A 13193-nucleotide genomic window follows, 5' to 3' on the forward strand; every position below is an offset into this window, starting at 1 on the left:
CGCATGCGATTGTCCGCGGGAAGCGCCGCCCGCCTCGGAGCAAGCTGGGACGGACGGGGCACCAACTTTGCGCTGTTCTCGGCCAATGCGGAAAAGGTCGAGCTTTGCCTGTTCGACGGCCAGGGCCGCCGCGAGCTCGAACGGATCGAACTGCCCGAGCGCAGCGAGGACGTCTGGCACGGCTATCTCAACGACGTCTCGCCCGGGCAGCTCTACGGCTATCGCGTCCACGGCCCCTATGCGCCCGAGCGCGGGCACCGCTTCAACGCCAACAAGCTGCTGCTCGATCCCTACGCCAAGCGGCTCGCCGGCCGGCTGGTGTGGAGCGATGCGCATTTCGGCTATCGCACCGGCAGCGCGCGCGAGGATCTTTCCTTCGACCGCCGCGACAATGCCCGCGGGATGCCGAAGGCGGTCGTGGTCGACGAGACCTTCAACTGGGGCCGCCGCGAGATACGGCCGAACGTCGCCTGGGAAGACACCATCATCTACGAGGCCCACGTCAAGGGCCTGACGCAGAGGCGCCACGACGTCTCGCCGGGCTGGCGCGGCACCTATGGCGGGCTGTGCGCGCCGGCGATGATCGATCACCTCAAGAAGCTCGGCGTCACCACCATCGAATTGCTGCCGATCCACGGGCTGATCGACGACCGGGTGCTGGTGGAAAGGAAGCTTGCCAACTACTGGGGTTACAACACGCTGGCCTTCTTCGCGCCGGAGCCGCGCTATGCGCAAGACAACGCGCTCGATGCATTCCGCACCACGGTGGCGCGGCTGCACGATGCCGGCATCGAGGTGATGCTTGACGTGGTCTATAATCACACCGCCGAAGGCAATCACCTCGGCCCGACGCTGAGTTTCCGCGGCATCGACAACGCGTCCTATTACTGGCTCAACAAGGACAACCCGCGCTACTACGACGACTTCACCGGCTGCGGCAGCTCGGTCAACCTCAGCCATCCGCGTGTGCTGCAGATGGTGATGGATTCGCTGCGCTACTGGGTCGAGGTCTGTCACGTCGACGGCTTCCGCTTCGACCTCGCTACCACGCTGGCGCGCGGGCCGAATGGATACGACCGCAACGCCGCCTTCCTGACCGCGGTGCGGCAGGACCCGGTGCTGGCAACCGTCAAGCTGGTCGCCGAGCCGTGGGATCTCGGCATGGGCGGCTATCAGGTCGGCGCGTTTCCCTCGCAATGGTCGGAATGGAACGACCGCTATCGCAGCGCGATGCGGCGCTACTGGAGCGGCGAAGGCAGCCTGATCGGCGAAGTCTCGCGCCGCATGACCGCCTCATCCGACCTGTTTCGTCACGACAACCGCGCGACCCGCGCCAGCGTCAATCACATCACCGTCCATGATGGTTTCACGCTGGCCGACCTGTTCAGCTATAACGACAAGCACAACGAGGCCAACGGCGAGGACAATCGCGACGGCTCCAACGACAACCACAGCAACAATTGCGGCCATGAGGGCCCGACCAGCGACGCCGCGATCGTTGCGCTGCGCCGGCAGCTCCGCAAGAACCAGCTCGCCTGCCTGTTCCTCGCGCAAGGCACGCCCCTGCTGCTGGCCGGCGACGAGGTCGGCAATTCGCAGAACGGCAACAACAACGCCTATTGCCAGGACAACGAGACCGGCTGGGTGAACTGGGACAATCTCGGCAAGCAGGGCGACGACCTCACCGATTTCGTCAGCCACATGACCGCGCTGCGCCGGCGCTTCGCCCAACTGCGCTGCCAGCGCTGGCTCTCCGGGCGGCGCAAGGATGGCTCCTATGGCGTGCTGTGGCTGACGCCGGCGGCCGAGGAGATGCAGGAAGCCGATTGGAATTTTCCGGAGGGACGATTCCTCGCCTTTGTACTGGGGCCGATGGAACAAGGTCAGCCGCCGATCTTTATCGTCCTGAATGCCGCGCCTGAAGAGATCGCTTTCAAATTGCCCGAGATGCCCGAGTACAAAAACTGGCAGCAGGTGCTGAACACGACCGAGGCCGTGCAGAGCCCGACCAGACTGGCTTCGGGTGCCGCAACCAGCGCGCCGCCGCGGTCGGTGCTTGCCTTTGCGGGCACGGCATGAACGACCGGCAATTCGGCCCGTGTCTGGCAAACTACGGCACGCGGTTTCGGCTGTGGGCGCCCGCGGCGAAACGCGTCGATGTCATGCTGGAGCAGCCTCACGCGATGAAGCGCGGCGAGGACGGCTGGTTCACGGCCGACATCGCCGGCGTGAAGGCCGGCGCGCGCTACAAATTCCGCATCGATAAAGAGATCGACGTGCCGGATCCGGCGTCGGCGTTTCAGCCCGATGATGTCTTCGGCCCGAGCGAAGTGATCGATCATCAAGCCTATCCATGGCAAGCCGCAGCCTGGCGCGGCCGGCCGTGGCAGGAGGCGGTAATCGTCGAGGCCCATGTCGGGACTTTCACTAGGGAAGGCAGCTATCGCGCGATGATCGACAGGCTCGATCATCTCGCAGAGACCGGCATCACTGCGCTGGAATTGATGCCGCTGGCGGATTTCGCGGGTGCGCGCAACTGGGGCTATGACGGCGTGCTGTGGTACGCGCCCGACAGCGCCTATGGGCGGCCCGAGGATCTCAAGGCGTTGATCGACGCGGCGCATCTGCGCGGGCTGATGGTGATGCTCGACGTGGTCTATAACCATTTCGGCCCCGAAGGAAATTATCTCGGCCGCTATGCGCCCACCTTCTTCACCGAAGCGCACACACCCTGGGGCAGCGCGATCGATTATCGCGTGAAGGAAGTCCGTGCGTTTGCGATCGAGAACGCGCTATCCTGGCTGCGCGACTATCGCTTCGACGGGCTGCGGCTCGATGCCGTCAACTCGATCGTCGAGCCGGGCGGGTTGTCGCTGCTGCACGATCTCAGTGCCGCTGCCGGCAAACTCGCCGCGGAAACCGGCCGGCACATTCACCTCGTGCTGGAAAACGGCGACAACCGCGCCAGCATTCTGGACGCCGCGCAAGACCCGCCGCAGGGAAAATATCGCGCGCAGTGGAACGACGACTATCATCACGCCTGGCGCGTGCTGATGACCGGCGAGAAGCAGGGCTATTATGGCGACTACCAGCGCTCGCCGATCTCGGACATTGCCCGCTCGCTGTCATCCGGCTTCGTCTATCAGGGAGAGCCGTCGGCGTTTCGCGGCGGCAAGCGCGGTGAGCCGAGCGGCCATCTGGCACCGACAGCTTTCATCAACTTCCTGCAGAACCACGACCAGATCGGCAATCGCGCACTGGGCGACCGGCTCGAAAGCTATACGGATGCGCAAGCGATCGAAGCCGCGCTCGCCGTGCTGCTGTTGGCGCCATCCATTCCCATGCTGTTCATGGGCGAAGAATGGGGCTCGAAGGCGCCCTTCCCGTTCTTTTGCGATTTCGGTGGCAACCTCGCCGATGCCGTCCGCAAGGGCCGCCGCAGCGAATATGCTTGGGCCTATTCGGAATTCGGCGACGAGGTGCCGGACGCACTCGATCCATCGACGCGCGATTCCGCCGTGCTCGACTGGAAAGAGCGCGACGCGCCGGCAGCACGGAAACGGCTGACGCTGGTGCGGGAGCTGCTAAAAGTCCGCCAGCAGCAGATTGTCCTGCGGCTCGCGGGCGCGGAATTCGGCGAGGCGCACGCGGGCGACAACCACCTGCTGACGGCCAATTGGCAGATGGGCGATGGCGTCACGCTTCACCTGCTCGCCAACCTGTCGGACCGGGCCATCAGCCATGCGCCCGGAATGCCCACGGGAACCCTGATCTGGGGCAGCGAGTTGGGCGACAGCGTCCCGCCATGGACGGTGCTCTGGCGCATCGGATAGGACAATGCCCCCGGCGATCCCGATCGCGACCTATCGCCTGCAACTATCGGCGGATTTCGATTTCGACGCCGCCGCGTCCGTGGTGCCCTACCTGAAGGCGCTCGGCATCACCCATCTCTATGCCTCGCCCTTCATGCGGGCCCGCAAGGGTAGCGCGCATGGCTATGACGTCACCGACCACGCCCAGTTCAATCCGGAGCTCGGCGGCGAGGAAGGCTTCGAGCGGCTGAGCGCGGTGCTGCGGCAACACGATCTCGGGCTGATCCTCGACTTCGTGCCTAACCATGTCGGCGTGCACTACGACGATAATCCCTGGTGGCTTGACGTGCTGGAGTGGGGTCCGGCCTCGCCGCACGCAGCCTCCTTCGACATCGACTGGGAGCAGTTGCCGTATCGTGCACGCGGCGGCGTACTGCTGCCGATCATCGGCTCGTCCTACGGACAGGCGCTGGAAAACGGCGAGATCGAACTGCGCTACGATCCCGCCGAAGGCAGTTTCTCAGCCTGGTATTTCGAGCACCGGCTGCCGATCGCGCCGGAACGTTACGGCGAAATCCTGCGCATGATCGTCGAGGACGCTGGTGCGGAAGAGAGCGCGCCCGGCAAAGCCATGCTTGCGCTGGCCTCCCGTTATCAGGGGCCGCGACGCCCCAACCGCAAGGAAGCGCCTTCCTTCAAGACTGAACTGAAAGGCATCGCTGATGCCGCCGACATCATCGCGCGTGGGCTATCGGCCTATCGCGCCGGGCCGGATCGCACCACGTCGACGCTTTCACTGCACCATCTGCTCGAGCGCCAGCATTACAAGCTCGGCCACTGGCGGCTCGCGTCCAGCGACATCAACTACCGGCGCTTCTTCGACATCAATACGCTGGCGGGCTTGCGCGTCGAGGACGCCGGCACCTTCGAGGCGATCCATCGGCTGGTCAAACGGCTGATTGCGGAGGGAAAGCTTCACGGGTTGCGGCTCGACCACATCGATGGCCTGCGCGATCCCGCGCAGTATTTCCAGCGCCTGCGCCGGCTGGTCCGCGACGCGCATGGCGGCCGCAGCAGGCCCTTCTATGTGGTGATCGAGAAAATTCTCGGCGAACACGAAAAGCTGCCGTCATTCGCCGACGTTCACGGCACCACCGGCTATGAGTGGATGAACGTCATCACCCTTGTGCTGACCGACGGAAGCGGCCTGGAGCCGCTCGATGAGATCTGGCGGCAGGTCAGCAACCAGTCGCCAAAACTCGAACCGATCCTGCGGGATGCAAAACGCCGCGTGCTGGAAACGCTGTTGACCAGCGAGTTTACGGTGCTGACACGCCTCCTGGCGCGGATTGCCAGCGGACATTACTCCACCCGCGACTATTCCGCCGACAGCCTGCGGCAGGCGCTCGAGCTCTACGTGCTGCACTTCCCGGTGTACCGCACCTACCTGACATCCTCAGGGCTATCAGCGCATGATCGCGAGTTGATATCAGGGACGATCGAACGGGCGCGCGCCGATTGGTTTGCCGCCGACGACGGCATTTTTGATTTCCTGCGCGACACCCTGACGATGGACCTGATCAAGCCCGGGAGCGCGCACCACAGCGCGCCGCGCGTCAGACGTTTCGCATTGAAGGTGCAGCAGTTCACCGGCCCCATGATGGCGAAGTCGCTGGAGGACACGACGTTCTACCGCTACCACCGCCTGCTCGCCCTCAATGAGGTCGGCGGCGACCCGGCGGCAAGAGCGCTTTCCGCCGCCGAGTTTCATCGGATGATGCGGGCCCGCGCCGGCGAATGGCCGCATGGCATGACGGCGACCGCGACGCATGACACCAAGCGTGGCGAGGACGCGCGAGCGCGCATCATGGCGCTTTCGGAAATTCCGGGCGAATGGACCAGCGCCGTGGCCCGATGGAAGCTGCTCAACGCGCCGCAACTGCTCGTCGATGGCGATTTTCGCGCGCCGTCGGCAACATTCGAATACATGCTGTATCAGGCGCTGCTCGGGGCATGGCAGCCGGACGACGCTTCGTTTCCGCAGCGGATGCAGGAATATGCGCTGAAGGCTGCGCGCGAGGGCAAGCAGGAAACGAGCTGGCTCAATCCTCACGCAGCCTATGAGGAGGGCGTAAAAAGCTTCGTCGAAAAAATTCTCGATCCTTCACTCTCAGGCGAATTCCTGAACTCGCTGCAGACGCTGGCGCAGCGGCTATCGCTGCTGGGCGTACTGAACTCGCTCAGTCAGATCACGCTGAAGGCCATGATGCCGGGCGTGCCGGATTTCTATCAGGGCACGGAGCTCTGGGATTATTCACTGGTCGATCCCGACAACCGGCGGCCGGTCGACTTTGCCGAACGCGCAGGGCGGCTCGACGCGCTGGAGAAACCGGATTGGGACCGGCTGGTCGAGAAGTGGCCGAGCGGCCATCTGAAGTTGGCTTGGACACGGCACCTGCTCAAGCTTCGAACCGGGCTCGCCGATATATTCACCGGCGGAGAGTACGCGCCTTTGGAAGTGAGCGGGCCGCATCGCGACCATTTCATCGCGTTCGCCCGACGGCGCGGCCGCGAGGCCGCGATCACCGTGGTCACGCGGTGGTTTGCGCCGTTGACCGACGGCGGCCGACATTGGCCTGGTCCGGAGAACTACGATGCCGCGCTAAACGTCGAAGGCTATGCGGTCGAAGGCTTTGCCGATGCCGATGCCAAACAATTGCGCCTGTCCGACCTGCTGACGCATCTGCCGGTCGCCGTGCTGAAAGCAAGATTCACCGGCGCGGTAAAGCCGGCGCGCGAACGCGCGCACACCTAGCGACTCATGTTTTGACGCGTTTTCTTGACGCGAACCGGTATCCACTTCGCTCGAAAACGCTATGGCGACGTCAGCTTTTCTTGGTCAGCAACAGCTTGCCGCGGTTCTGGATTGCAGCCTGGGCCACCTCGGCAAAACGCTGCAACAGCCACGGCAGCACGACTTCCACTTGCACATGATCTTCCGCGACGTCGACATGGCCGGCCGCGGCCTGCCCGAGGGCGCGCACGCGGAAGATCATGCGGTTGTCTTCCCATCGCTCCTCATCGACGCTCAGCACCGGCACGCTGGAAGCGGCGCGCGAAAGCCCCGTCTTCAGGCGGCGCATGGCTTCCTCGCGTCCGAGGCTATGCGGGATCGAAACCACCAGCGGCTTGTTCATGGCAAAAATCTCTCTGTTATCCAACTGCATGTAATTACACGCGCTTCGAAAAGAAGGGCCGCGCGCAATATCGCGGCGCAAAACGGAACTTAGGTGACTCCCGGTTGTTGTTCCCTGTGATGGGCAGAACATGCAGAACGCCCCTCGGGCTGAGGAGAAATTTATGTCTATCGGCACAATCATTCTGATCATTCTTATTATCGCCCTGCTCGGCGGCTTCAGCGGCGTCGGCGGTGGACCGTTCTACGGCACGGGCTATTACGGCGGCGGCGGTCTTGGTCTTGTGATCGTGATCCTGCTGATCCTGCTGCTGCTCGGGAAGCTTTAGGGAGCGCGGCGGCGAACCGTAGGGTGGGCAAAGGCGCTCTTGCACCGTGCCCACCTGTTCTTTTGCTATCGAATGGTGGGCACGCTTCGCTTTGCCCACCCTACTTCTACAGCTTCCCAGCCAGCTTCTTCATCGCCGCCTTGATCGACGCTGCCGCATCGTCGTAGCCGTCCCATGCCCTGGTCTTCGCCAGCAGCGCCGGCACGGTGCGCACTGTACACTTCTTCGGATCGAGATCGCCGCGCACCTGCGGCCAGGTCAAGGGCATCGAGACGGTGGCGCCGTCGCGCGCACGCGGCGACAACACGGCAACCGCCGTCGACAGCCGGTCGTTGCGGAGGTAGTCGAGGAAGATCTTTCCCTTGCGCAGCTTCTTCGACATGTTGAGCAGATAGCGCTCGGGGTCATCGGTCGCCATCCACTGGCAAATGCCTTGCGCAAACGCCTTGGCCTCCTTCCAGGTAACCTTGTCCCTTGAGCCGTGGAGCAGCGGCGTCACGATATGCATGCCCTTGCCGCCGGTGGTCTTGCAGAAGCTTTCAAGGCCGACCGCCGTCAGCCGCTGCCGCATATCCTTGGCAGCCTCGATCACCTCCGAAAATTCAACGTTGGGTGCGGGATCGAGATCGAACACCAGCCGCCCCGGCGTGTCGTAATCATCGGGCGCGCAATTCCAGGGATGCAGCTCCAGCCCACCGATCTGCGCCACCGCCGCCAATCCCTCGACCTGATCGATCTGCAAATAGGGTTTGCGGTCGCCCGCGACCTTGGCAAGCTTCAGGAGATCGGAGCCGCCCTGCATGGCGTGACGCTGGAAGAATTTTTCGCCGTTGATGCCGTCGGGCGCGCGGAGAATCGAACACGGACGGCCCTTGAGGTGGGCGATCATCCACTCACCGACCGCCTCGAAATATTGCGCGAGGTCGAGCTTGGTGACGCCCTCGCCGTCGCCGCCATCGGGCCACAACGCCTTGTCGGGTTTTGAGATCGTAACACCCATCACCTCGGCCGATTTGGCCGATGATTTCGCGGACCGCGTTACGGGCTTTGCAATTTGGGTCATGGCAGGCCTCTCCGCGCGTATCTCCTTCGCCGGCTTGTCCTGACGCAGCCCCTTGAACGCGGCCTGCCTGATGTTGCCGCCATCGGTCCAGCCCGCGAACTCGACCTCGGCGACCAATTCAGGCCTCAGCCAGTGCACGTCGCGGGCCTTCTTCGGCGCATCCTTGCCGCCGAACGGGCTCTTGTCCGAGGCTGCTGCCTTCAACGCCGGCGTGATGCGCCGAACGACGTCCTGCCCGAAGCCGGTGCCGACGAGGCCGACGAACACCAGATGACCGCCGCGATAGACACCCGCCATCAGCGAGCGGAATTTGCCGTTGGTCGTCTTCCAGCCGCCCAGCACCACCTCCTGCCCGCCGCGGATCTTGGCCTTGGTCCAACTCTCGGTGCGTCCCGAGCGGTACGGCGCATCCAGCTTCTTGGAAACGATGCCTTCCAGTTCCAGTTTCTTTGCTGATTCCAGTACGGCAGCACCGCGGTCCTCGAAGTGATCGACGTAGCGGATCAGCTTTTCTTTTCCGCTCCGTCGCTCCAGTAGGCGCTTCAAGCGTTCCTTGCGTTCTCGCAGCGGCAGCGCGCGCAAATCCTCACCTTTGGCAAACAGGAGATCGAACGCAAAGAAAATGAGGTTACCGGTCTTGTTGTCGGCGATCGCTGCCTGCAGCGGCGAAAAGCTGGGCACGCCGTTGTGGTCCAGCGCGACGATTTCGCCGTCGATCAATGCATCGGGTAGCGCCTTGGCTGCTTTCGCGATGGCGCCGAACTTGTCGGTCCAGTCCAGGCCTTTCCGCGTCAACAGCGCCACATCGCCATCGTCGATCCGCAACTGCACGCGATAGCCGTCGAACTTGACTTCATGGCACCAGCCCTCCGCGTTCGGCGGCCGCTCGACGGAGGCGCAGAGCTGCGGCGCGACGAAATCCGGCATCGCGGAAACCTTCTTCGGCTTGGCGCTTTGCACCGGTGCGCGGGTCCTGGTCTCCGGCGTCGCCCGCAGGGCTGCTGTTTTCCTGCTGGGACGCGCGTCAGCCACTTCGCCCCGGTTCGAATGCCAGACCGCATCGGCCTTCGCCTTGCCCTTGGCCAGCATGAATGGCTTTGGTGCCTTGCCCTTGCCTTCGGCGATCTGCGCCATCGATCGCCCGGAGGCGACGGAGCGGTCCTCTTCCAGAATATCGTTGGCCTCGCCTTCTCGTGCGAATTCGTCGCGATGCTTGATCAGGAGCCAGTTGGTGCGCTTGCCGCCGTAGCGGTCGCCCTTCATCCGGACCAGCACCCAGCTGCCGTGCAGCTTGTCGCCGTGCAGGGTGAACTTCAGATCCCCCTTCTTGAATCCGCGCTCGGGATCATCGGATTCCCAGTAGCCGCGATCCCAAAGCTGAACGGTACCGCCGCCATATTCGCTTTCGGGAATGGTGCCTTCGAAGTCGCCGTAATCGAGCGGATGGTCCTCGACCTCGACCGCCAGCCGCTTGTCGTGCGGATCAAGCGACGGACCCTTGGTGACTGCCCAGGACTTGAAGACGCCGTCGAACTCCAGCCGGAGATCGTAATGCAGGCGGGTTGCGTCATGCTTCTGGATCACGAATCGCCATTGCTTCGCCGGCGCGACCTTGACGTCGCCGGAGGGCTCGGCGGTCTTGCCGAAATCGCGCTTCTTCCGGTACGTGCTGAGTTTCTTCAACGCCACGGGCAAACCTCGACCTTCAAGAGCGCCCCGCTGCAATACCGGAACGAAAACCCATACTAACCGTTGAAGTTCCCAAACCCAACCCGCGCCCGGAGATTGAAATGGCCCCCCGCGCCTACTGGAAAGGCTCGCTGAAACTCTCCCTGGTGTCGTGCCCGGTAGTGCTCTATCCGGCCTCGACTTCCGCCGAGAAGACCCGCTTCCATATGATCAACCGGGAGACCGGCAACCGGCTGAAGCAGCAGATGGTCGATGCCGAGACCGGCGATGTCGTCGAAGGCGACCAGAAGGGCCGCGGCTATGAGCTGAGCAAGGGCAAATATGTCGAGGTCGAAAAGGAAGAACTCGAAGCCGTCCAGATCGAGAGTAACCACACCATCGACATCGACAGCTTTGTGCCGAGGGATGAGATCGACAAGCGCTATCTCGATAACCCCTATTATATCGCCCCCGACGGCAAGGCCGCGGTCGACGCCTTCGCCGTGATCCGCGACGCCATGAAGGATGAGGAACGGGTCGCGCTGGCGCGCATCGTGCTGACCAACCGCGAGCACGTCATGACGATCGAGCCGCTCGGCAAGGGCCTGCTCGGCACCACGCTGCGCTATCCTTACGAGCTGCGCGACGAGGAGGACTATTTCGACGGCATCAAGACCCCGAAGATCACCAAGGACATGATCGAGCTCGCGGGCCACATCCTGCACACCAAGGCGGCGCATTTCGATCCCTCGAAGTTCAGGGATGAATACGAGGACGCGCTGAAGGCGCTGGTGCGGCGGAAAGCCTCCGGCAAGCCGATCAAGGTCACGGAGCGCGAGGAAAAGCCTGATAACGTCATCAACCTGATGGACGCACTCAAGGCGAGCCTGAAGGGCAAGTCGGCGGCGAAACGGCGCGCGCATGCCCCGGCGCAGCGGCGGACGCCGACACGCCGCACGCCGAGGAAGGCTCACCGCTCCGCGGCGAGGCACCGAAAGGCGGGGTAGTACCGTCATTGCGAGAAGCAAAGCGACGAAGCAATCCAGAGCCCCGCCGGGATTCTGGATTGCTTCGCTTCGCTCGCAATGACGGTGCTACCGCCGCTTCTTCGCCTTCCGCTTCTTCGCTGTTTTCTTCGCCGTCTTCCGCTTCTTGGCTGCTTTCTTCGGCACCTTCTTGCCCTTGGCCCTCGCCTCCGACAGTCCGATCGCGATCGCCTGTTTGCGGCTCTTGACCGTCCTGCCGGAGCGGCCGCTCTTCAGCGTGCCTACCTTGCGCTTCTTCATCGCGCGCCCGACATCGGTCGACGCCGTCTTCGAATATCTTGGTGCCATCGCTTTTCCTCCGGCTTTCCTCCGTTTGGCGAAAAAGTAATCACCAGTGGCATGCAAAGTTCCTCACACGTCATAGTCCGCTTGCATTGCCCGGCGACGGAAGGCATTTTGGCTGCCGGGGAACGACTGAAACGCCGGCAGCAAGAACGGCGCCGTCCCCGGACCGGGGAGGAATTGATGACATTGACGAAGTCGCACGTCGCAGGCCCAAAGACGCCTGCGGTACGGGAGATGACGTTCGGCGATCTCTTGCGCAAGGCGGCTGAGGCGGCGCCCGACCGCCTGGCCCTGATTGCGGGCGTCCCCGATCCAAAACTGCGGCGACAATGGACCTACGCGCAGCTTTATCGTGAGGCCGAGCGCACCGCCCGCGCGTTGCTGTCGCGCTTCAAACCGGGCGAGCGCATTGCCGTCTGGGCGCAGAACATCCCGGAATGGGTGATGCTCGAATTCGGCGCCGGCATGGCGGGCATGATCCTCGTCACCGTGAACCCGGCCTTTCGCGCGCGCGAGGTGGAGTATGTGCTGAAGCAGTCGCGCTCGGCCGGCATCTTCGTCGTCAACGGTTTTCGTGGCAACCCGATGCTGGAGACCGTTCAGGCAGTGGCGCCGAACTGCCCCGAACTGCGCGAGATCATCTGCTTCGATGATTGGGATGCGTTCATCGCGGCAGGCGACGACGAGAGCGTCATACTGCCGGCGGTGAGTCCCGACGATCCCGTCATGATCCAATACACCTCGGGCACCACGGGCTTTCCGAAGGGCGCCCTGCTCCACCATCGCGGACTTCTCAACAACGGCGCCGACACCGCCGACCGGATGGGCGTCGATCCCGGCGACGTCTTCGTCACCACAATGCCGCTGTTTCATACCGGCGGCTGCGTCTGCTGCGTGATCGGCGCGGTATCGAAAGCCTCAACGCAAGTGCTGATCGAGGCTTTCGAACCTGGGTTGGTGCTGGAAATGCTCGGGACCTATCGCGGCAATGCGATGCTCGGCGTTCCCACCATGCTGGTTGCGATGCTGGAGCACCCGACATTCCCGACAACCGATCTGTCATCCGTCAAGGCAATCTGCTCGGGCGGCTCCACGGTGCCGGCCGCGCTGGTGCGGCTATTGGAGGAAAAGCTCGGCGCGCCCTTCACGATTGTTTTCGGCCAGACCGAATGCTCCCCGGTCGCGGCGCAAACCCGCACCACCGACAGCGTCGAGGACAAGGCCAACACGATCGGCCTGCCGCTTCCCAATATGGAAAACAAGATCATCGACCCCAACACCGGCGAGACCGTTCCGGTGGGCACGATCGGCGAGTTCTGCACCCGCGGCTACCACGTGATGCTCGGCTACTTCGAAATGCCTGATGCGACCGCCGCCGCGATCGATGCCGACGGTTGGCTGCATAGCGGCGATCTCTGCGCGATGGACGCCCGCGGCTATTGCACGGTGGAAGGCCGCCTCAAGGACATGATCATCCGCGGCGGCGAGAACATCTATCCGCGCGAACTGGAGGAGCTTCTGTTCAAGCATCCCAAGGTCGGCGAAGTCGCCGTGATCGGCGTTCCCCACGAGAAGTGGGGTGAAGAGGTTGCCGCCTTCATCCGCCCGGCGCCCGGCGCAACAATCGAAAAGGAAGAACTGATCGACTACATGCGCGCCTTGCTCGCCCCGCACAAGACGCCGAAGCACTGGTTTGTCGTGGACGCGTTCCCGCTGACGGGATCAGGCAAGATCCAGAAGTTCAAGCTGCGCGAAGCCTGGAGCAAAGGTGAGATGGCGGCGATCTAGGTCGCC

General features: G+C 63.4%; 9 protein-coding genes. 6 read left to right on the forward strand and 3 right to left on the reverse strand.

Translation table 11 applies throughout. From position 1 onward, the window contains the following. Positions 1 to 3: 3 nt before the first annotated feature. Genes glgX through treY form a run of 3 tightly spaced genes read left to right on the forward strand, consistent with a single transcriptional unit; the run spans position 4 to position 6627 of the window. The gene (gene glgX, locus V1286_RS26840; RefSeq protein WP_334484692.1) at positions 4 to 2079 is read left to right on the forward strand and encodes a glycogen debranching protein GlgX; all 2076 of its coding nucleotides are present in this window, start codon (positions 4 to 6) and stop codon (positions 2077 to 2079) included. After that, positions 2076 to 3833, forward strand: coding sequence for a malto-oligosyltrehalose trehalohydrolase (gene treZ / locus V1286_RS26845; RefSeq protein WP_334484694.1), 1758 nt, complete (start codon positions 2076 to 2078; stop codon positions 3831 to 3833). The genes glgX and treZ overlap by 4 nt, the downstream gene beginning before the upstream one ends. Before the next feature lie 4 nt (positions 3834 to 3837). After that, a complete protein-coding gene (treY, locus tag V1286_RS26850; RefSeq protein ID WP_334484696.1) occupies positions 3838 to 6627 on the forward strand; it encodes a malto-oligosyltrehalose synthase in 2790 nt (929 codons plus the stop codon). 70 nt (positions 6628 to 6697) lie between these two features. Here treY and V1286_RS26855 read toward each other — a convergent pair whose 3' ends face one another. Then, positions 6698 to 7009 carry a polyhydroxyalkanoic acid system family protein gene (locus V1286_RS26855; RefSeq protein WP_334489925.1) on the reverse strand — a complete coding sequence of 104 codons (312 nt, stop codon included), beginning with the start codon at positions 7007 to 7009 and terminating at the stop codon, positions 6698 to 6700. A gap of 163 nt (positions 7010 to 7172) precedes the next feature. Here V1286_RS26855 and V1286_RS26860 point away from each other — a divergent pair, with 163 nt between their 5' ends. Next, positions 7173 to 7337 (forward strand): DUF3309 family protein, encoded by a 165-nt coding sequence (locus V1286_RS26860; RefSeq protein WP_082649702.1) that lies wholly within the window; start codon positions 7173 to 7175, stop codon positions 7335 to 7337. Positions 7338 to 7443: 106 nt separating this feature from the next. On the opposite strand, the gene ligD is transcribed toward V1286_RS26860, so the two are convergent. Further along, on the reverse strand, positions 7444 to 10089 hold the full coding sequence (ligD, locus tag V1286_RS26865) for a DNA ligase D (RefSeq protein WP_334484702.1): 2646 nt from the start codon (positions 10087 to 10089) through the stop codon (positions 7444 to 7446). A gap of 101 nt (positions 10090 to 10190) precedes the next feature. Between ligD and ku the strand changes: the two genes are divergently transcribed. Beyond that, entirely contained in the window at positions 10191 to 11075 is an 885-nt protein-coding gene (gene ku / locus V1286_RS26870) for a non-homologous end joining protein Ku (RefSeq protein WP_334484704.1), read from the forward strand. Positions 11076 to 11162: 87 nt separating this feature from the next. Here ku and V1286_RS26875 read toward each other — a convergent pair whose 3' ends face one another. Continuing rightward, entirely contained in the window at positions 11163 to 11402 is a 240-nt protein-coding gene (locus V1286_RS26875) for a DUF6496 domain-containing protein (protein ID WP_334484706.1), read from the reverse strand. Positions 11403 to 11579: 177 nt separating this feature from the next. Here V1286_RS26875 and V1286_RS26880 point away from each other — a divergent pair, with 177 nt between their 5' ends. Further along, the gene (locus V1286_RS26880) at positions 11580 to 13187 is read left to right on the forward strand and encodes an AMP-binding protein (protein ID WP_334484708.1); all 1608 of its coding nucleotides are present in this window, start codon (positions 11580 to 11582) and stop codon (positions 13185 to 13187) included. Positions 13188 to 13193: the final 6 nt, after the last annotated feature.

It is taken from the genome of Bradyrhizobium algeriense, from assembly GCF_036924595.1.
Lineage (GTDB): Bacteria > Pseudomonadota > Alphaproteobacteria > Rhizobiales > Xanthobacteraceae > Bradyrhizobium > Bradyrhizobium algeriense.

Excerpts from the sequence above, each read along its gene's own strand:
- V1286_RS26860 (WP_082649702.1), top strand. The coding sequence starts at position 7,173 with ATGTCTATCGGCACAATCATTCTGATCATTCTTATTATCGCCCTGCTC.
- V1286_RS26855 (WP_334489925.1), bottom strand. The coding sequence starts at position 7,009 with ATGAACAAGCCGCTGGTGGTTTCGATCCCGCATAGCCTCGGACGCGAG.
- treZ (WP_334484694.1), top strand. The coding sequence starts at position 2,076 with ATGAACGACCGGCAATTCGGCCCGTGTCTGGCAAACTACGGCACGCGG.
- V1286_RS26880 (WP_334484708.1), top strand. The coding sequence starts at position 11,580 with ATGACATTGACGAAGTCGCACGTCGCAGGCCCAAAGACGCCTGCGGTA.
- ku (WP_334484704.1), top strand. The coding sequence starts at position 10,191 with ATGGCCCCCCGCGCCTACTGGAAAGGCTCGCTGAAACTCTCCCTGGTG.
- V1286_RS26875 (WP_334484706.1), bottom strand. The coding sequence starts at position 11,402 with ATGGCACCAAGATATTCGAAGACGGCGTCGACCGATGTCGGGCGCGCG.
- glgX (WP_334484692.1), top strand. The coding sequence starts at position 4 with ATGCGATTGTCCGCGGGAAGCGCCGCCCGCCTCGGAGCAAGCTGGGAC.
- treY (WP_334484696.1), top strand. The coding sequence starts at position 3,838 with ATGCCCCCGGCGATCCCGATCGCGACCTATCGCCTGCAACTATCGGCG.